The sequence below is a fragment of the Streptomyces sp. NPDC001532 genome (assembly GCF_040298625.1).
In the GTDB taxonomy this organism is placed as follows: Bacteria; Actinomycetota; Actinomycetes; order Streptomycetales; family Streptomycetaceae; genus Streptomyces.
Map to the genome: position 1 here is coordinate 30,418 of NZ_JBEPAL010000022.1, position 18,645 is coordinate 49,062.

The following is an 18,645-nucleotide window of genomic DNA, read 5'->3' on the forward strand; positions in this document are numbered from 1 at the left end:
CCGTATTACAGCGCTAATGAGGCGCCCGCGCAGCCCCTGTGAGCGTTCGGGGTCTGCTCGAAAGACACCGAAAGTGACCGAACATGTGTTGACGCGTGCGTTCCGCACACCGACCTCGTGACAGGCGTGACTGTCCGCGACCGCTCCCCGGCTGACAGGCTCGGTGGCCGTGACGGAGGGGGACGCATGGACAAGCGGTACGAGGTGTACGCGCTCTCGGACGGGCACTTCTACGACACTCCGGACCGGCTGACGGGTGAGGGGGCCGGTGCCGCGCCGCAGTACGCGGCGGCCCGGCGCGAGGTGCCCGAGGGCTGGCGCGCCGCCCGCATCGGCGACTGGCTGACGCTGACCCCGCTCGGCGCGGACGGCGAGCCGCATCCGGGGCCGGAGCAGGGCTGGAAGATCCACGCCTCGGCCACCCGGGCGAACGCCGAGCGGATGGCGGAGATCGTCTGGGAGTACTGCGTGCCGCGCCGCGTCCCGTTCAAGTTCGTCCCGGCCCCGCATCTGCTGCACCTGCGCAACGCCAAGTACGCGCCGCGCGAGGGCAGCGGCAAGTTCGTCACCGTCTACCCCGCCGACGAGGCGCAGCTGCACACCGTGCTGACCGAGCTGGGCGCGCTGCTGAAGGGCTTCGAGGGGCCGTACGTCCTGACCGATCTGCGCTGGGACGACGGACCGCTGCATGTCCGCTACGGCGCCTTCGCGCGCTCCTACGTGGTCGACGAGCGCGGTTCGCTGGTGCCCGCCGTGCGCGACGGGGAGGGCCGGCTGGTGCCGGACCGCCGGGACCCGTCCTTCCGGGTGCCGGAGTGGGTGACGCTGCCGGACTTCCTGGCGCCGCAGCTGGCCGCGCGCAACGCCACCACGGTCGGTGACCTGCCGTACCGCATCGAGAAGGCGCTGCACTTCTCCAACGGCGGCGGGGTGTACACGGGCACCGACACCCGGGACGGGCGCCGGGTGGTGCTGAAGGAGGGCCGGCCGCACGCGGGGCTGGCGGCCGACGGCGCGGACGCGATCGCCCGGCTGGAGCGGGAGAAGCAGGCCCTGGAGCGGGCGGCCGGGACCGGGGTGGTGCCCGAGGTGCGTGACTGGTTCACGCTGGGCGAGCACCAGTTCCTGGTGATGGACTTCGTCGAGGGCCGGCCGCTGAACTCCTTCTTCGCCGAACGGCACCCGCTGCTGCTGCCCAAGCCGGATCCGCGGGCCGTCGCCGACTACACGGCGTGGGCGCTGCGCATCCACCGGGCGGTGGAGCGGGCCGTGGAGGCGGTGCACGCGCGCGGGATCGTCTTCAACGACCTGCACGTCTTCAACATCATGGTGTCGCCCGACGAGGAGTCGGTGTCCCTGATCGACTTCGAGGCGGCCGCGCCGGTCGGCGAGAACGGCCGCCAGGTCGTCGCCCACCCGGGTTTCTTCGCCCCGCCCGACCGCCGGGGCGCCGACGTCGACCGCTATGCGCTGGCCTGTCTGCGGCTCGCCATGTTCCTGCCGGTGACCACGCTGTTCGTGATCGACCGGGGCAAGGCGGCGCATCTGGCCGAGGTGATCGCCGGGCAGTTCCCGGACGTGCCGCGGGCGTTCCTGGACGAGGCGGTCGCGGAGATCACCCGGAGCGTGTCCGGGGCCGCCCGTCCCGCGCCAGTCAGGCCGGTGGAGCCGGGCGACTGGCCGCACAGCCGGGACTCGATGGTCAAGGCGATCCTCGCCTCGGCCACCCCGGAGCGCACCGACCGGCTCTTCCCCGGCGACATCGCCCAGTTCTCCGACGGCGGCGGACTCGGGCTCGCGCACGGCGCGGCCGGAGTGCTGCACGCCCTCGCGGAGGTCGGCGCGGACCGGTACGAGGAGGGCGAGCGGTGGCTGCTGGACCGCACGGCCCGGCCGCCGGCGGGCACCCCGCTGGGCCTGTACGACGGTCTCGCCGGCGTCGCCCTGGTCCTGGACCGGCTCGGCCACCGGCAGCGCGCCCTGGACCTCGTCGGCGGCATCCTGCGCGAGCGCTGGCAGCACCTCTCCTCGGACCTCCAGGGCGGGCTCGCCGGGCTGGGCCTGGTGCTGGGGCAGCTGGCGGACGCCACCGGTGAGCCGGAGCTGCGGGCGAGCGCCGCGGAGGCCGCGGACATCGTCGTACGGCGGCTGGCGGAGCCGCGTCCCGAGAAGCCGCGGCGCCGGGTCGGCCTGCTGCGCGGGGCGAGCGGGCCGGCGCTGTTCCTGCTGCGGCGTTACGAGGCGACCGGTGACCGGGAACTGCTGGCGGCGGCCGAGCGGGCGCTGCGGCAGGACCTGGCGGGCTGTGTGGTGCGCGAGGGCGGGGCACTGGAGGTCGACGAGGGCTGGCGGACGCTGCCGTATCTCGGCGACGGCAGTGCGGGCCTCGGCATGGTGCTCGACGACTACCTCGCCCACGGCACGGACGGCAGCAGGGAGTTCGAGCGGGCCCGCGCGGGCGTGCTGACCGCCGCGACCTGCCGTTTCTACGCGCAGCCCGGGCTCTTCCAGGGCCGCGCCGGAATGATTCTGCACCTGAGCCGCACCACCGCGCCCGGCGCGGACCCGGACCGGCTGGCCGCCCAGATCGACGGTCTCGGCTGGCTGGCCATGCCGTACCAGGGCCTGCTGGCCTTCCCCGGGCACCAGATGATGCGGCTCTCCATGGACCTCGCCACCGGAACGGCCGGCTGTCTGCTGGCGCTCGGCGCCGCGCTCGGCGACGCGCCCGCCGCCCTGCCGTTCCTCCCGCCGCCCACCGGGCGGCCCTCATGACGCGGCTCCGCGATCCGGCGGAGTCGTGACGCAACCCGTCCCCACGGGACGCAGTCCGTTGTCACGTAATCACGGAAAGGAACCCACGATGGCCCTTCTGGACCTGCAGACGATGGAAGCCGACGAGAACACCGGCGGTGGCGGTGCGAGCACGGTGAGCCTGCTCTCCTGCATCAGCGCCGCGAGCGTTCTGCTCTGTCTCTGACCGGCATGTGACACCGAGGCCCCGGGCGGCTGCCGCCCGGGGCCTTGCCGTGCGCTGGGGCCCTCTAGGGGGCGTCTCGCCCCCTAGAGCCAGCCCTCCCCGCGGGAGATCCGGATCGCGTCGATGCGGTTGCGGGCGCCGGTCTTGCGGGTGATGGCCGCCATGTAGTTGCGCACGGTGCCGTGGGAGAGGTGCAGGCTGCCGGCGATCTCCGCGATGGACGCGCCCTCGGCGGCCAGCGTCAGCACGCTCAGCTCCCGCCGGGTCAGCGGCATCTGGGAGGCCTTGAGGAAGCCGAAGCCGAGCGAGTCGTCGACGAAACGTTCACCTTCCGCGACGGCCCGGATCCCGCGCACCAGCCGCTCCGGCGAGCCGGCCTTGTCGACGTAGCCGAGCGCGCCCGCCTCGGCGGCACGTCTCAGCAGCCCCGGCCGGTCCGCGCCGGCCAGCACCAGCAGGCGGGGCGCTCTGCCCGCGCGGCCGCTCACCTCGCCGAGCGGCGGGATGCCGTGCCGGCCGCCGTACTCCAGGTCCGCGGCGCAGACGTCGGGCCGTAAGGACCGCACCTGGGCGGGCGCGGCCCGCCAGGGGGCGTCGTAGACCCCCAGGTCGGGCTCCCGGCGCAGCCACTCCGCCAGGACCGATCGCACCAGACACGCGTCGTGCACCAGAAGTACCCGGATCACCGCTGTCCCTTCGATTCACCGTTGCAGTGGGGAATGTTGAGCGCGTGCCCCATTCTTGGTGCCGCCGCTCCCGGCTGGTCGGGCAGAATCGGCCAACGCGGTGCGCGGGGGCGCACGGACCGCTCCCATGCTCCCGCCCACGCTTCCGCCGGGGAGGCATGGCCGGCGCGACTCGGGGTACGGCGCGGCGGGCGTTCGCCGTGCGCCGCGGCCCGGGACGAGAGAGATTTGATGCCGAGGACCGTCGCGGCGCCGCGAGGAGGTGGTCGGCGTGTCCGACGGGCAGCAGCACACGCAGGCACCGGCGGCCGGCCGGCACCCGGTGGGCGCTCCGCTGCTGTCGCTGGCGCTGGCCGCGATGATCGACGGCGTGCACGCCCACTCCGGCGCCGTGTACCTGCTGGGCGCCGACGAGCAGGTCCTGGAGATGGCGGTGATGGCGGGCCTGCCGCGGGCCTTCGCGGCGCCCTGGGAGCGGGTCGCGGTGAGCGCGCCGGTCCCCGTCTCCGACGCGGTGCGCGAACGGCGGCTGGTCTGGGTGAGCGGCGAGGAGGAGATGGCCCGCCGCTATCCGCGGGTCGCCGTGGTGCTGCCCTACCCCTTCGCCCTCGCCGCCCTCCCGGTGATCGCCCGGGGCCATGTGTACGGCGCGGTCTTCGTCACCTGGCCCGGCGCCCACTCCCCCGAGCTGTCGGACCGGGAGCGGGAGCACCTGACGTCGGCGTGCGACCGGCTGGCGCTGCGGCTGGAGCGGGCGGCCCGGGAGAGCCGCCCGGTGCTGCCCGAGCCGGATCTGCTCGCCGCGCCGCTGGTCGGCGGCATGTCCGGCTCCATCGGGGCGGTCGAGGCGGCCCGGATGGTGTCCCGGCTGCCGTACGGGCTGTGCTCGCTGGACCTGCACGGCCGGGTCACCTACGCCAACCCGGCCGCGGCCGAGCTGATCGGCGAGCGCGTCACGCGGCTGGTGGGCCATCAGCTGTGGGCGACGGTGCCGTGGCTCAACGACCCGGTGTACGAGGACCGTTACCGCGCCGCTCTGTTCAGCCAGCAGGCCACCTCGTTCGTGGCGCTGCGGCCGCCGGGCGAGTGGCTGTCCTTCCGGCTGTACCCGAGCACGACCGGACTGAGCGTGCGGATCACCCGGGCGCGGGCCGTGTCGCGGATGGGCCGGGTCGAGGCAAGGTCCGCCGACGCGCCCTCCCGGCTGGTCAACATCTCCCAGGTGCTGTCGCTCGCCGGCGCGCTGACCGAGGCGGTGGGCGTGCAGGACGTGGTGCAGCTGGTCGCCGACGAGCTCGCGCCGGTGGTGGGCAGCACGGCCCTGGTGGTGCTCGGCACCCGGGCCGGCCGGCTGCGGGTGCTGGGGCATCGCGGCTACGCCGACCCGCACGTCGTGGAGCGGTTCGACGGCACGCCGCTGGGCGCGGCGACGCCGGGTGCGCGCGCGCTGATGACCGGGGTGCCCGCCTTCTTCGAGACCCGTGAGGAGCTGGAGCGGCTGTATCCGGCGCGGGCCGCGCTGCGCGACGGGTGCGAGGCCTGGGCGTATCTGCCGCTGATCGCCTCCGGACGCCCGGTGGGCACCTGCGTGCTCGCCTACCCCGAGCCGCATCCCTTCCCCGCGGACGAGCGGGCGGTGCTGACCAGCGTCGCCGGACTGATCGCGCTCGCCCTGGAGCGGGCGCTGCTGTACGACGCCAAGCACCAGCTGGCGCACGGCCTCCAGGCGGCGCTGCTGCCGCCGTCACTGCCGCGGCTGCCGGGCATCGACACGGCGGCGCGCTATCTGCCGAGCACCCGGGGCATGGACATCGGCGGCGACTTCTACGACGCGGTGCCGACCCAGGGCATGGCGGCGGCGGTGATCGGGGACGTGCAGGGCCACAACGTGACCGCGGCCGGGCTGATGGGGCAGATCCGCACGGCCGTCCGGGCGTACACCACCGTCGGCCAGGCGCCGCACGAGGTCATGCGCAGCACCAACCGGCTGCTGATCGACCTCGGCTCCGATCTGTTCGCCAGCTGTCTGTATCTGCGGCTCGATCCGGCGCACGGGCGGGCGGTGATGGCGCGGGCCGGGCATCCGCCGCCGCTGCTGAGACGGCCGGACGGGCGGGTCCGGGTGCTCGATCTGGCGGGCGGCCCGCTGCTGGGCATCGACGCGTCGGCGAGCTATCCGTCGACGGAGGTCGAACTGGCGCCCGGTGCCGTGCTGGTGCTGTACACCGACGGCCTGATCGAATCCCCCGGCGTCGACATCGAGGAGGCGCTGGCCGGTCTCGGGCAGCGGCTGGGCGAGGCCGGGGAGCTGCCGCTGGACGAGCTGGCCGATCTGCTCGTCGGGCAGGAGGCGGCGGCGCAGGAGCGGGCCGACGACGTGGCGTTGCTGCTGCTGCGGGCGCGCACCGAGGGGTGAGGCGGGTGACGAGGTGGTCCGGCCCTTCCGCCGAAGGGCCGGACCACCCGCACGGGCCCGCTGTGGTGGAGGCGGGTCAGTGGCCCGGCGTCAGCTCGGACTCGCCGAGGCCGTCACCGGCTTCCCCACCGCCAACGGCTTCCTCACCGGCGCCGGCCTCCTCACCGGCGCCGGCTTCCTGACCGACGCCCTGCTCGTCGCCCACACCTTGCTCCTCACCGACGCCCTGCTCCTCACCGACGCCCTGCTCCTCACCGACGCCTTGTTCCTCGCCGCCGGCCTCCTCACCGGCCCCCGCGCCGGCGCCGTCCTCCGCGCCGCCGGCGCCGGCCGCGCCGCCCGCTCCGAGCGTCGCGCCGACCGCCTCCAGGGCGGTGGTCACCGGCTGGAAGAACGTCTCACCGCCGGCCGTGCAGTCACCGCTGCCGCCGGAGGTCAGACCGAGGGCGAGACCGTCCTGGGTGAACATCGAGCCGCCGCTGTCACCGGGTTCGGCGCACACGTTCGTCTGGATGAGGCCGGTGACCGTGCCCTCGGGGTAGTTGACGGTGGCGTCGAGCCCGGTGACCGTGCCGTCGGCGAGACCGGTGGTGCTGCCCATCCGGAAGACCTGCTGGCCGACGGTCGCCTCCGCCGCCTGGAGGATCGGGACGGTCTGGCCCTCGGCGTTCACCTCGCTGGGCGCCTCGGTGGCCGGGTCGTCGTACTTCACCAGCGCGAAGTCGCCCTCGCCGGGGAAGACGGCCTGGTCGACGGTGCCGATGGGGGCTCCGCCCTGGGCGTCGGACCACTCGGCCGCCGCGACCCCGCAGTGACCGGCGGTCAGGAAGGCCGGGGTGCCGTCGCCCGCGGTGACGTTGAAGCCGAGCGAACAGCGGGCACCGCCGCCGAAGATGGCGTCGCCGCCGGAGGCGAAGGTCTTGAAGGTGCCGGCGGACTTGCGGACGGTCGCCATGCCGGAGCCGAGGTCCCGCACGGTGGACTCCAGCGTGTCCCACTCGGCGCCGGTGACGGTGCTGTCGGCGGTGACGAGGATCTTGTTGGTTCTGGGGTCGACGGCCCAGGCGGTGCCGGGGATGGTCGCCTCGGTCCGCAGGGTGCGGGCGGCGGCCTCCAGTTCGGACGTGCTGTTGTCGACCCGGCGTACCGCCGCGCCCGCCTTCTTCGCCTGGACGATGAGCTGGTTGTCGTCACCGACCACGTTGACGACGAGCTGCTGCCGGCCGGCGTCGTAGTACGACCCGGCGAAGGCGTCGCCGAGCAGCCCGGCGAGCTGGGCGGCGAGATCCGAGGCGTCCGCGGACTTCAGGGTGCTGGGGGCGGACCTGGCTTCCGGGGCGCCGTCCTGGGACGCGTTGGCGTGCGGAAGCAGGAGGGCCGCCGCTCCGAGCGCCGCCACACCGCCTGCGGCCAGCACGGCCTTGCGCTTCGGAATTCGCTTGTGACTCAAGACTTCTCGACCTCCTGGGGGGACCGGGGTCCGGGCCGCCGAGCGGCGGCTGTTGGGGGGCGCCTGGATGGCCAGTGGTACGGGCGGGGTGCGCGGGGCGTTCAATCGGGTGTGCGGACCGGCGGGGCGGCGGTGGGGAGTCCGGCCCGGGGGGAAGGGTCATCCCATGACGATGACCACCGCCGAAGGCGACAAGATCCTCTCCGCGAACTTCGCTCCCTGGGTCCAGGAACTGGGCCTGACCGTGGAGGCGTTGGGCGACGACCGCGCCGTCCTGCGGCTGCCCTGGTCCAACCGGCTGGCCCGGGAGGGCGGCGCGCTGTCCGGGCAGGCGCTGATGGCCGCCGCCGACACCGCGACCGTGCTGGCCGTCTCGGCGGCCCGCAGGGCCTTCGTGCCGATGACGACGGTTCAGCAGTCCACGTCCTTCCAGCGGGCGGTGACCGGTTCGGACGTCCTGATCACGGCGGTGCTCACCAAGCTGGGCCGCCGGATGGCGTTCGCCGACATCACGATGACGGCGGAGGCGACGGGCGACCTCGCGGCCCACGCGAGCACGGTCTACGCGCTGCTGGGCTGACACGGAAAGCGACCGGCCGGTGACCTTGTGTTCCGGCCGGGTGGCGGAACGAGGGCTTCAGGGAATCTGCACACCGACTGCCCAGCGGGCTCACCGTGAGCGGCGGATCTGCACACCCGCGCGCCGCCGCTCACGCCTTTGGGACCGGAGTGCCGGATTCGCCATGACGGGGGCAAGGGGCGGGGTGCGCCGATGCCGTGCGGCATGTGAAGAAGTCGCCGACAAGGCGTGCCCGCGCCTGCACGCTTGGGCACGGGTGCGGCGCAAACGCCCAGGTGGGGGCGGTGGTTGAGTGGAGGACGAAGGTCGCCGCGTGCTTTGATCCATCGCACCGCGGGAGCCGCCGAGGGCGCCCTGCACAGGGCGTCCGGCGCCTGCGGTCGCGGCCGTCCGTCTGTCCCCAGAGGGGGCCGCTCCCCCCTTGTGAGATATCCATATGAAGGGAAGTTCCATCATGAACTCCACCCCCCAGGTTGAGACCGTCGAGATCTCCGACGCCGAGCTCGACAACGTCTCCGGCGGCCTCGCGGTGAACGCCCTGGGCACCGTCACCGGCCTGGTGGACGGCATCGCCCCGGTCTCCGGCCTGGTCGACACGGTCGTCGGCACCGTCGAGGGTGTCACCGGCCTGAACACCGCCCCGGTCACCAACCTGGTCGCCGGTCTCTGATCGCACCTCAGGGTGCCCCGCCGAGTCCCGGAGCCGTCACCCGGCTCCGGGACTCTTCGGATGTCGTCACGCAGTCCACCCGGTGAGGGAAATTCCGTGCAGTTCCGCCAACAGGCCCTCGCCAGGCTCCAGTCGCCGGAGGACCTGGACCTTCCGGTGCGGCTCGCCCGCCCGCAGGGCTGGCTCGTGCTGTCCGTGACGGTGGTCGCGATGGCCGCCGCCTCGGTGTGGGCGGTCACCGGTCAGGTGTCGTCCACGGTGAGCGCGCCCGCGATCCTCACCCACGGCCAGGGCAGCTATGTCCTGCAGAGCCCCGTCGCGGGCCAGGTCACCGCGGTCCTGGCGAAGCAGGGCGAACGGCTGCCCGCCGGCACGCCCTTGCTGAAGGTCCGTACCGCCGAGGGCGAGACCGTGGTCCGCACTCTCGCCGCGGGCCGGCTGACCGCGCTCGCCGCGACCATCGGCCAGATCGTCTCCACCGGCGCGAACGTGGCCGCCGTGGAGAAGGTCGCCGATCCCGACGCGCCGCTCTACGCCACGGTGTACGTCCCCGCCGACAACGCCTCGGCCATCCCCGCGAACGCCGCCGTCGACCTCACCGTCCAGACGGTCCCCTCCCAGGAGTACGGCGTGCTGCGCGGCCATGTGAAGTCCGTCGACCGCTCCCCGCAGTCCGCCCAGCAGATCGCCGCCTTCCTCGGCGACAGCCAGCTCGGCGAGCAGTTCACCGAGGACGGCCGGCCGGTCGCCGTACTGGTCCGCCTGGACGAGTCCGCGGCCACCGACAGTGGCTACGCCTGGTCCACCACGGACGGCCCCCCGCACACCCTGACCTCGATGACCATGGCCTCCGGCTCGATCCGGCTGGCCGATCAGCGTCCCCTCGATTGGCTGCTGCCGTGACCACCACCGCTCCGCAGACCCGGGGCCGGCGCCGGGCGGCCCCGCCCCGGCGCACGGTTCCCAAGAGCCGCCGCAGACCGGTCCGCACCCCCACCGTGCTCCAGATGGAGGCCGTCGAGTGCGGCGCCGCCTCCCTGGCGATGGTGCTCGGCCACTACGGCAAGCACGTGCCGCTGGAGGAGCTGCGCATCGCCTGCGGCGTCTCGCGCGACGGCTCGCGCGCCGGCAACCTGCTGAAGGCCGCGCGGAGTTACGGGCTGACGGCCAAGGGCATGCAGATGGACCTGGCCGCGCTCGCCGAGGTGCCGGCGCCGGCCGTGCTGTTCTGGGAGTTCAACCACTACGTCGTCTACGACGGCATGGGCCGCCGCCTCGGCCGCCGCGGGGTATACGTCAACGACCCCGGCAAGGGCCGCCGTTTCGTGCCGATGGAGGACTTCGACGGCAGCTTCACCGGTGTGGTGCTGGTGATGGAGCCCGGCGAGGACTTCACCAAGGGCGGGCGCAGGCCCGGCGTGTGGGGCGCCATGCCCGCCCGGCTGCGCGGCACCGCCGGGACGCTGCCGGCGGCGGTGCTGGCGAGCCTGCTGCTGGTGCTGGTCGGCGCGGCGCTGCCGGCGCTCAGCCGGACCTACATCGACCTGTTCCTGATCGGCGGGCAGACCTCGCTGCTGGACGTGCTGTTCACCGCCATGGGCGCGTGCGTGCTGCTCACGCTGGTGCTCACCTGGCTGCAACAGGCGAATCTGCACCACGGCCGGATCATCTCCTCGACCCTGTCCAGCGCCCGCTTCCTGCGCCATCTGCTGCGGCTGCCGGTCACCTTCTTCGCCCAGCGCAGCCCGGCCGACCTGGTGCAGCGCCTCCAGTCGAACGACGCGGTCGCCGAGACACTGGCCCGTGACCTCGCGGCGGCGGGCGTCGACGCGGTGGTCGTCGTCCTCTACGCGGTGCTGCTGTACACCTACGACCCGCAGCTGACGTTCGTCGGCGTCGGTGTGGCGCTGCTGAACCTCGTCGCCATGCGGGTGGTGATCCGGCTGCGGGCGACCCGCACGGCGAAGCTGCGCGCGGACAACGCGCGGCTGACCACCACCGCGTACAGCGGTCTGCAGCTGATCGAGACGATGAAGGCGACCGGTGGCGAGGACGGCTACTTCCGCAAGTGGGCGGGACAGCACGCGACCACACTGGAGGAGCAGCAGCGGCTCGGGGTGCCGAGCGCCTGGCTGGGTGTGGTGGCGCCGACGCTGGCGACGCTGAACAGCGCGCTGATCCTGTGGATCGGCGGTATGCGCGCGATCGAGGGCCATCTGTCGGTGGGCCTGCTGGTGGCGTTCCAGGCGCTGGTGACCCGGTTCACCGCGCCGCTGACCCGGCTCAACGGGGTCGCGGGCCGCATCCAGGACTTCGCGGCGGACGTGGCCCGGCTGAAGGACGTGGAGAACTTCCGCGCGGACCCGCTGTACAGCCGGGCGGGCGGCGAGTCGACCCGGCGGCTGCGCGGCCATGTCGAGCTGGAGAACGTCACCTTCGGCTACAGCCCGCTCGACAAGCCGCTGCTGACCGGCTTCGACCTGACGGTGGGGCCGGGCCGGCAGGTGGCGCTGGTCGGTGGTTCCGGCAGCGGCAAGTCGACCGTGTCGCGGCTGATCGCCGGTCTGTACACGCCCTGGGAGGGCGTCATCCGGATCGACGGGCAGCGCCTGGAGGACATTCCGCGCGGCGCGCTCGCGGCCTCCGTCTCCTTCGTCGACCAGGACGTGTTCCTGTTCGAGGGCACGGTGCGCGACAACGTGGCGCTGTGGGACCCCTCGGTCCCGGACGACGCCGTCGTGGAGGCACTGCGGGACGCGGCCCTGTACGACATGGTGATGCGCCGGCCGGGCGGGATCCGCAGCCGGGTGGAGCAGGACGGGCGGAACTTCTCCGGCGGCCAGCGCCAGCGTCTGGAGATCGCCCGGGCGCTGGTGCGCCGGCCGAGCGTCCTGGTGCTCGACGAGGTGACCAGCGCGCTGGACGCCGAGACGGAGCTGGTCGTCATGGACAACCTGCGGCGGCGCGGCTGCGCGTGCGTGGTGATCGCCCACCGGCTCAGCACCGTGCGGGACAGCGACGAGATCGTGGTCCTCCAGCACGGCACGGTCGTCGAACGCGGACGGCACGAGGAGCTGGTGGCGCGCGGCGGCGCGTACGCGGCGCTGGTCAGGGAGCGGTGAGATGACGACCCCGCACGAGGGCGACCTGGTCCTGGGCGCGCTGGGCGCGCTGGGCACGCCGGTCGACGGCTCGGCCCTGACCCGGCTGGAGCTGGAGGGGCCGCAGGTGCTGTGGCTGGTCGCGGCCGGCGCGCTGGACCTGTTCGCGGTGGACGCCGCCCAGCAGGGGCACTGGCACCACCTGGGCCGGCTGGAGGCGGGCACGCTGCTGCTCGGACCGGTCGCGGGGCCCCAGCACACGCTGGTGGCCCGGCCGGTCAGGGACTGTGTGGTGCGCCGGATCGGCCTGCGCGAGCTGTATCAGCCGGCGGCCACCCAGACCTGGTCGTACGACGACCACGGCAACCCGCGGTACGTGCCGCCGACGACGAGCCCGCTGGAGTACGCCCTGGCGCTGGGCGTCGGCCGTGGCCTGTCCGTGCTCTTCCAGGCGCCGATGGCGTCCGCGGGGGCCGGTGAGGTCGCGGAGGTCGCGGACGACGACGTGTTCTGGATGCAGGTGCCGCCGGGCAGTGTGCAGTACGGCTCGCTGTACGGCGCGGAGGCCGCCGCCGATCTGCTGATGGACCCGGCGGTGTGGCAGGGCATGGTGGACCAGCAGTACCGCCTGCTGACCACTCTGGACCGCTGGATCGAGCAGCTGGAGCGCAGCCACGAGACGCGCACCGCGGCCGGTATCAAGGCCGGCGAGCAGGTGCGCGCCCAGGCCGACCGGACGCTGCTGGCGGCCATCGGCCGGTCCTCGCAGCGGCGCACCACGGCCGCCGACGCGGACGCGACGTACGCCGCCTGCCGGCTGGTGGCGCGCGCGGCGGGGATCACGCTCGCCGACCCCGGGCACGGCGGCACCGAGAGCGACCGGCTCGACCCGGTCGAGCGGATCGCGCTCGCCTCGCGGGTGCGCACCCGGGCGGTGCGGCTGGACGGTGGCTGGTGGCGCGACGACGTGGGTCCGCTGGTCGGGCGGCGGGCGCTGTCCGGGGCGCCGGTCGCGCTGCTGTGGCGGCGCGGCGGCTACGTGGCGGTGCATCCGGCGACCGGGCGGGAGACGCCGGTCGAGAAGGCCAACGCGGCCGAGTTCGAGCCGCGCGCGGTGATGTTCTACCGGCCGCTGCCGGACCGTCCGCTGGGCCCGCTGGGCCTGTTGCGGTTCTGTATGCGCGGCACTCGCCGTGATCTGACCGGGCTGCTGCTCAGCGGGCTGGTGACGGTGGCGATCGGGGCGCTGGTGCCGATCGCCACCGGCAAGGTGCTCGGCGAGTACGTGCCGAGGGCGCAGGCCGGGCCGATCACACAGGTGTGCCTGGCGGTGCTGGTCGCGAGCGTGGTCGCGGCGGCGTTCATGCTGTTGCAGAACCTGACCATCCTGCGGCTGGAGGGCCGGATCGAGGCGACGCTGCAACCGGCCGTGTGGGACCGGCTGCTGCGGCTGCCGACCACGTTCTTCACCGGGCGTTCGACCGGTGAGCTGGCCGGGGCGGCGATGGGCATCAGCGCGATCCGCCGCCTCCTGGCGGGGGTCGGGCCCACGGTCGCCCAGTCGGTGACGATCGGTGCGATGAACCTGGGGCTGCTGCTGTGGTTCAGCGTGCCGATGGCGCTGGCGGCGCTGGGCATGCTGGTGGTGATCAGCGCGGTGTTCCTGGGCCTCGGGCTCTGGCAGGTGCGGTGGCAGCGGCGGCTGACCGTGCTCTCCAACAAGCTGAACAACCAGGCGTTCCAGACCCTGCGGGGCCTGCCGAAGCTGCGGGTGGCGGCCGCCGAGAACTACGCGTACGCCGCCTGGGCGGGCGAGTTCGCGCGCAGCCGGGAGCTCCAGCAGCGGCTCGGCCGGATCAAGAACTTGAGCGCGGTGCTCGGGGCGGTGTATCTGCCGCTGTGCTCGCTGCTGATGTTCATGCTGCTGGCGGGTCCGGCGCGGGGCGCGATGTCGGCGGCCGACTTCCTGGCGTTCAACACCTCGGTGACCATGCTGCTCACCTCGGTCACCCAGCTGACCGGCGCGTTCGTGTCGCTGGTGGCGGCGCTGCCGCTGTACGAGCAGATCAAGCCGGTGCTGCGGGAGCTGCCGGAGGTGCGCACGGCGAGCACCCGGCCGGGCCGGCTGTCCGGCGCGATCGAGGCGCGGCGGCTGTCGTTCCGCTACTCCGACGACGGGCCGCTCGTCCTCGACGACGTGTCCTTCGACGTCCGGCCGGGCGAGTTCGTGGCGATCGTCGGCCCGAGCGGCTGCGGCAAGTCGACCCTGCTGCGCCTGCTCATCGGCTTCGACCGCCCGGACTCCGGCAGTGTGCTCTACGACGGCCAGGACCTGGCGGCGCTCGACCAGTCGGCCGTGCGGCGGCAGTGCGGGGTGGTGCTCCAGCACGCCCAGCCGTTCACCGGGTCGATCATGGACGTCATCTGCGGCACCGAGCCGTACACCCCGGAGGAGGTGATGGCGGCGGCCGAGATGGCCGGGCTGGCCGAGGACATCAGGCGGATGCCGATGGGGCTGCACACCATCATCGCGGGCAACGGCGCGATCTCGGGCGGTCAGCGGCAGCGGCTGATGATCGCCCAGGCGTTGATCCGCCGGCCGCGGGTGCTCTTCTTCGACGAGGCGACCAGCGCGCTGGACAACGAGACCCAGCGACGGGTCATCGAGAGCACCAAAGCGCTGGACGCCACCCGTGTGGTGATCGCGCACCGCCTGTCGACCGTGCTGGACGCCGACCGGGTCGTGGTGATGGAGGACGGCAAGGTGGCCCAGCAGGGGCCGCCCGCGCGGCTTCTCGCGGACACCGGCGGGCGGCTGCACGAGCTGGTGCGGCGGCAGCTGGCCTGACCGGGCGAGAACGGCTGGATGCCGCCGGTGAGGAAGGGCCGTTTGCGGGTACCCACGAGCGCATGCGGATCAGTGTGGTCGACGTGGGCTCCAAGACGGTGCGGCTGGTCGTGGTGGACGCCGAGGGTGAGGTGCCGCTGCCGGTCCACACCGCCAAGTGGCGCCTGCGGCTCGGCGAGGACGTGACGCCGGGCGGGCCGGTCCCGGAGGAGGCGGTGGAACGGCTGGTGGAGGCGGTCGCCGACGCCGCCCGTACCGCGTCCCGGTGGAACGCGGCGGGGCCGCTGGCCTTCGCGACCGCCGTGGTGCGGGCCGCGCCGAACCGGCTGGAGGTGCTGCGCGCGGTGCGCGAGCGCACCGGCGTGCAGCTGTGCACGCTGCCCGGTGAGGTGGAGGCGGAGCTGACGTTCCTCGCCGCCCGGCGCTGGATGGGCTGGCGATCGGGTCCACTGGCGCTGCTGGACATCGGCGGCGGCTCGCTGGAGGCGGCTTTCGGCCGCGGCCGGCTGCCGGACTTCGTGGCCTCGCTGCCGCTCGGCGCGGCCCGGCTCACCCACGAGTTCTTCGCGGGCGCGGCGGACCCGCCGCGCCCGGACGAGGTACGGGCGCTGCGCCGCAAGGTCCGTCACCAGCTGCGGGACGTCGGGGCCCGGATCCGCTGGGAGGGGCCGCGCACGGCGGTGGCCACCTCCCGCACCTTCCAGCAGCTGGGGCGGTTGTGCGGGGCGGCGCCGGGGCGGCTCGGACCGTTCGCGGACCGGCAGCTGAGCCGGCGGGAGCTGCGGACGGCGGTGGAGCGGCTGGCCGTGCTGCCGTCCGGCCGGCGGGCCGCGCTGCCGGGCATCTCCGCGCCGCGCGCCGCCCAGAGCCTGGCCGGCGCGCTGGTCGCGCACACGGCGATGAAGGTGACCGGCCTGAAGACGGTCACCGTCTGCCCGTGGGCGATCCGCGAGGGCATCCTGCTGCGCCATGTCGAGGACGGTCCGTCCTGGTGGGCGGAGGTCTCCCGGCTCGACGACGAACCCGTCCGGGAACCGGTGCCGCTGCGCATCGCGAGCACCACCCGCTGAGCCCGGCAACCGAAAGGAGAGGTCCCGTGTCCGCCGACGAGAAGCACCCCGAGGAAGAGCCGAACAGCACCGCGTTCGAGGAGGTCCTGAAGGAGATACTGGACGCCGAGCGCCGCACCGAGGAGACCGAGGAGCAGGGGCGCCACCGGGGTGAGGCCGGTGAGGCCATCACTCCGAACGCCGAGGCGCAGGAGGAGTCGCGGGGCGAGCCGGACAAGTGAGCCGTCCGGCGCAGGTGAGGCGGCATCGGGGCCGGTACGGGGTACCCGACCCGCATGGAACACGATCGTGCAGGACAGCCCTTGCCCACGGCCCGCGGCCCGGTCTCGGCGGCCGTCGCCGACTATCTGCGGGCCGGCGGTCCGACGCCGGACGCGGAGTCGATCGCGGCCGCGGCGCCCTACGGGGACGACCTCCAGCTCGCCCTCTATCTCTGCTACGAGCTGCACTACCGCGGCTTCGCCGGGGTGCCGCCCGAGCGTGAGTGGGATCCGGAGCTGCTGCGCACCCGCGCGGCGCTCGAGCACCGGTTCCTGTCGGCGCTGCGGGAGGACGCCACGGCGCACGACAGCGTCGAGGACGCGATCGCCGATCTGCTGGTGGAGCCGGTGGACGGCACCGGGGTCTCGCACTATCTGCGGGACGAGGGGGAACTGTGGCAGCTGCGCGAGTACGCGGCGCAGCGGTCCCTGTACCACCTGAAGGAGGCGGACCCGCACGCCTGGGTGCTGCCGCGGCTGTGGGGCCGGGCGAAGGCGGGGATGGCGGCGGTGGAGTTCGACGAGTTCGGCGGCGGGCGGCCCGACCGGGTGCACGCCAAGCTGTTCGCCGACCTGATGGCGGACCTGGGTCTGGACACCACCTACGGCCACTATCTGGAGGTGGCCTCGGCGGAGGCGCTGACCACGGTGAACATGATGTCCCTGTTCGGTCTGCACCGGGCGCTCAGGGGTGCGCTCGTGGGGCATTTCGCCGCCGTGGAGATCACGTCGTCGCCCGGTTCCCGGCGGCTGGCCGAGGCGATGCGCCGCACCGGCGCCGGGCCGGCGGCCGAGCACTTCTACGACGAGCACGTGGAGGCCGACGCGGTGCACGAGCAGGTGGTGCGCCGCGATGTGATCGGCGGTCTGCTGGACGAGGAGCCGTATCTCGCGGCGGACGTGGCCTTCGGGATCGACGCCACGAGCCATGTGGAGGACCTGCTCGCGGAGCGGCTGCTCGCCGACTGGCGGGCCGGCCGGTCGTCGCTGCGCCCCGGCGCCACTTCCGAAATTCCCCATATTTCCTGAATGCCGGGGTACTGGGGAGATCGTGAATCCCTTGATCCCACCTGGCGTCTACCCGCCGCAGGAGGACACCGCACTTCTGGCGGCGGCCCTCTCCGACGAGCCGTTGCCCGCCGAGGCGTCCGTCCTGGACGTCGGAACCGGCAGCGGCGCCCTGGCCCTGGAGGCCGCCCGGCGCGGCGCCCGGGTGACGGCCGTGGACGTGTCCTGGCGGGCGGTGTGGACCGCCCGCTTCAACGCCCGGCTGTCCGGGCTGCCGGTGCGCATCCACAAGGGCAACCTCTTCGGCCCCGTGCGCGGGCAGACGTTCGACCTCATCCTGGCCAATCCGCCGTACGTGCCCGCTCCGGACGGTGCCGCCGATCCGCGCGGCCCGGCCCGGAGCTGGGACGGCGGCCACGACGGGCGGCTGGTGGTGGACCGGATCTGCCGTGAGGCGCCCGGCCTGCTGCGGCCCGGCGGGGTGCTGCTGATGGTCCACTCGGCGCTCAGCGATCCCGACCGGACGGTGGGCGACCTGCGCGGGGCGGGCCTGAAGGCGGCCGTGACCCAGCGCCGGCACATCCCCTTCGGCCCGGTGCTGCGCTCCCGGGCCGGCTGGCTGCGCGAGCGGGGGCTGCTGGCCCCGGCCGAGGAGCGGGAGGAACTGGTGGTGATCCGTGCCGAACTCCCCGTCTGACCCGCCCCGCCGGATCAGGGTCCGGCGTCAGGGCCCGATGCTCGTCGAGGGTCCGGTGGAGGTGGAACTGGAGGACGGTACGACGGTGTCCTCCGACCGCTTCGAGGTGGCGCTGTGCACCTGCCGGCGCAGCCGCCGGTTCCCCTGGTGCGACACCAGCCATCGCGGCCGTACCCGCGAGAAGTGAGGTGCAAGGGCCGGCGGGCGGCCCCACTCCGCCCGCCGGCCCTGCTGCGAGACCGCTCCGGTCTCCGTGACAGGAACCCGCACTCCCCACCGGCGGGCCTCCTGCTGCCTTCACGGGAGCCGTGCGACCCCGGTCTCTAGAACGCGTAGACGCTGGTGCCTGCCGCGTCCTTCATGCACTCGTTGGCGAAGGTGCGCTCGTAGGAGACGCGCTGCCCCTGCCAGACGCCCGCCACGGTGACGACCACGGGGTCGTACTCGCGGGTGCACAGGATGTCGGTGCCGCTCTCCAGCGCGGTGAAGTCGCCGTCGACCAGGCGCAGTTCGGAGCAGGCCGCGGCCGGGTCCGGATGGGTGCCGGACGGCCTCGGGGCGCAGTTCAGCGTGACCGCGCGCTCCGGGGCGGCCGCGGCGGCACTCTCGCCGTGGCCGGTGGTGAGCACCAGGGCGGAGGGGGCGTAGAGCGTGTCGGGAGCCGCCTGGGCGGTCCCGGTCAGGGGCGCGGTGAGCGCGGTGGCTGCGAGGGCGAGGGTCGCTGCCCGGCGCGCGAAGTTCCGCATTGTGTGCATCCTTCCGCTTGATTGCGTTGAGTGCCGGACCGCACGCGGTGGGTGCCGGACCGGCGAGCGCGAGTCTGCCGAGTCCGTCGCGGAAACACACCTCGACCCCACTGGTTTCAGTAACATTGCGTAT

The 18,645-nt window shown here is 73.8% G+C and carries 16 protein-coding genes; 13 read left to right on the forward strand and 3 right to left on the reverse strand.

The genetic code is table 11. The annotated features are described in order from the left end of the window. The first annotated feature begins 186 nt into the window (after positions 1-186). Both lanKC and ABT232_RS20845 read left to right on the forward strand, forming a co-directional pair. Positions 187-2,775: a class III lanthionine synthetase LanKC gene (gene lanKC, locus ABT232_RS20840; RefSeq protein ID WP_351841974.1), complete on the forward strand. Its 2,589-nt coding sequence runs from the start codon at positions 187-189 to the stop codon at positions 2,773-2,775. 88 nt (positions 2,776-2,863) lie between these two features. Next, positions 2,864-2,980 (forward strand): SapB/AmfS family lanthipeptide, encoded by a 117-nt coding sequence (locus ABT232_RS20845; protein WP_351841976.1) that lies wholly within the window; start codon positions 2,864-2,866, stop codon positions 2,978-2,980. 83 nt (positions 2,981-3,063) lie between these two features. Here the strand turns inward: ABT232_RS20845 and ABT232_RS20850 are convergent, their stop codons facing one another. Next, the gene (locus ABT232_RS20850; protein ID WP_351841978.1) at positions 3,064-3,666 is read right to left on the reverse strand and encodes a LuxR C-terminal-related transcriptional regulator; all 603 of its coding nucleotides are present in this window, start codon (positions 3,664-3,666) and stop codon (positions 3,064-3,066) included. Positions 3,667-3,928: 262 nt separating this feature from the next. Here ABT232_RS20850 and ABT232_RS20855 point away from each other — a divergent pair, with 262 nt between their 5' ends. After that, positions 3,929-6,082, forward strand: coding sequence for a SpoIIE family protein phosphatase (locus ABT232_RS20855; protein ID WP_351841980.1), 2,154 nt, complete (start codon positions 3,929-3,931; stop codon positions 6,080-6,082). Between the two features lie 76 nt (positions 6,083-6,158). On the opposite strand, the gene ABT232_RS20860 is transcribed toward ABT232_RS20855, so the two are convergent. Next, positions 6,159-7,532 carry a S1 family peptidase gene (locus ABT232_RS20860; RefSeq protein WP_351841982.1) on the reverse strand — a complete coding sequence of 458 codons (1,374 nt, stop codon included), beginning with the start codon at positions 7,530-7,532 and terminating at the stop codon, positions 6,159-6,161. A 166-nt stretch (positions 7,533-7,698) separates the two neighbouring features. Here ABT232_RS20860 and ABT232_RS20865 point away from each other — a divergent pair, with 166 nt between their 5' ends. The 10 genes from ABT232_RS20865 (at position 7,699) to ABT232_RS20910 (ending at position 17,953) form a co-directional block, all read left to right on the forward strand. Then, positions 7,699-8,112, forward strand: coding sequence for a PaaI family thioesterase (locus ABT232_RS20865; RefSeq protein ID WP_351841984.1), 414 nt, complete (start codon positions 7,699-7,701; stop codon positions 8,110-8,112). A gap of 454 nt (positions 8,113-8,566) precedes the next feature. Beyond that, complete coding sequence (locus tag ABT232_RS20870; RefSeq protein WP_351841986.1) at positions 8,567-8,782, forward strand: type A2 lantipeptide; 216 nt, start codon at positions 8,567-8,569, stop codon at positions 8,780-8,782. Positions 8,783-8,878: 96 nt separating this feature from the next. Then, entirely contained in the window at positions 8,879-9,685 is an 807-nt protein-coding gene (locus ABT232_RS20875) for an HlyD family efflux transporter periplasmic adaptor subunit (protein WP_351841988.1), read from the forward strand. After that, complete coding sequence (locus ABT232_RS20880; protein WP_351841990.1) at positions 9,682-11,904, forward strand: NHLP family bacteriocin export ABC transporter peptidase/permease/ATPase subunit; 2,223 nt, start codon at positions 9,682-9,684, stop codon at positions 11,902-11,904. Before ABT232_RS20875 ends, ABT232_RS20880 begins: the two co-directional genes overlap by 4 nt. Before the next feature lies 1 nt (position 11,905). Then, positions 11,906-14,731, forward strand: a complete 2,826-nt coding sequence (locus tag ABT232_RS20885; RefSeq protein WP_351841991.1) for an NHLP bacteriocin export ABC transporter permease/ATPase subunit — start codon at positions 11,906-11,908, stop codon at positions 14,729-14,731. Positions 14,732-14,793: 62 nt separating this feature from the next. Next, a complete protein-coding gene (locus tag ABT232_RS20890) occupies positions 14,794-15,801 on the forward strand; it encodes a Ppx/GppA family phosphatase (protein WP_351841993.1) in 1,008 nt (335 codons plus the stop codon). 26 nt (positions 15,802-15,827) lie between these two features. After that, on the forward strand, positions 15,828-16,022 hold the full coding sequence (locus ABT232_RS20895; protein WP_351841995.1) for a hypothetical protein: 195 nt from the start codon (positions 15,828-15,830) through the stop codon (positions 16,020-16,022). Positions 16,023-16,076: 54 nt separating this feature from the next. Continuing rightward, positions 16,077-17,090, forward strand: coding sequence for an iron-containing redox enzyme family protein (locus ABT232_RS20900; protein ID WP_351841997.1), 1,014 nt, complete (start codon positions 16,077-16,079; stop codon positions 17,088-17,090). A 22-nt stretch (positions 17,091-17,112) separates the two neighbouring features. Beyond that, positions 17,113-17,766 carry a HemK2/MTQ2 family protein methyltransferase gene (locus tag ABT232_RS20905; RefSeq protein WP_351841999.1) on the forward strand — a complete coding sequence of 218 codons (654 nt, stop codon included), beginning with the start codon at positions 17,113-17,115 and terminating at the stop codon, positions 17,764-17,766. Further along, positions 17,747-17,953, forward strand: a complete 207-nt coding sequence (locus tag ABT232_RS20910) for a CDGSH iron-sulfur domain-containing protein (protein ID WP_351842001.1) — start codon at positions 17,747-17,749, stop codon at positions 17,951-17,953. Before ABT232_RS20905 ends, ABT232_RS20910 begins: the two co-directional genes overlap by 20 nt. A gap of 136 nt (positions 17,954-18,089) precedes the next feature. Here ABT232_RS20910 and ABT232_RS20915 read toward each other — a convergent pair whose 3' ends face one another. Continuing rightward, positions 18,090-18,512 carry a subtilase-type protease inhibitor gene (locus ABT232_RS20915; RefSeq protein WP_351842003.1) on the reverse strand — a complete coding sequence of 141 codons (423 nt, stop codon included), beginning with the start codon at positions 18,510-18,512 and terminating at the stop codon, positions 18,090-18,092. Between the last annotated feature and the right edge of the window lie 133 nt (positions 18,513-18,645).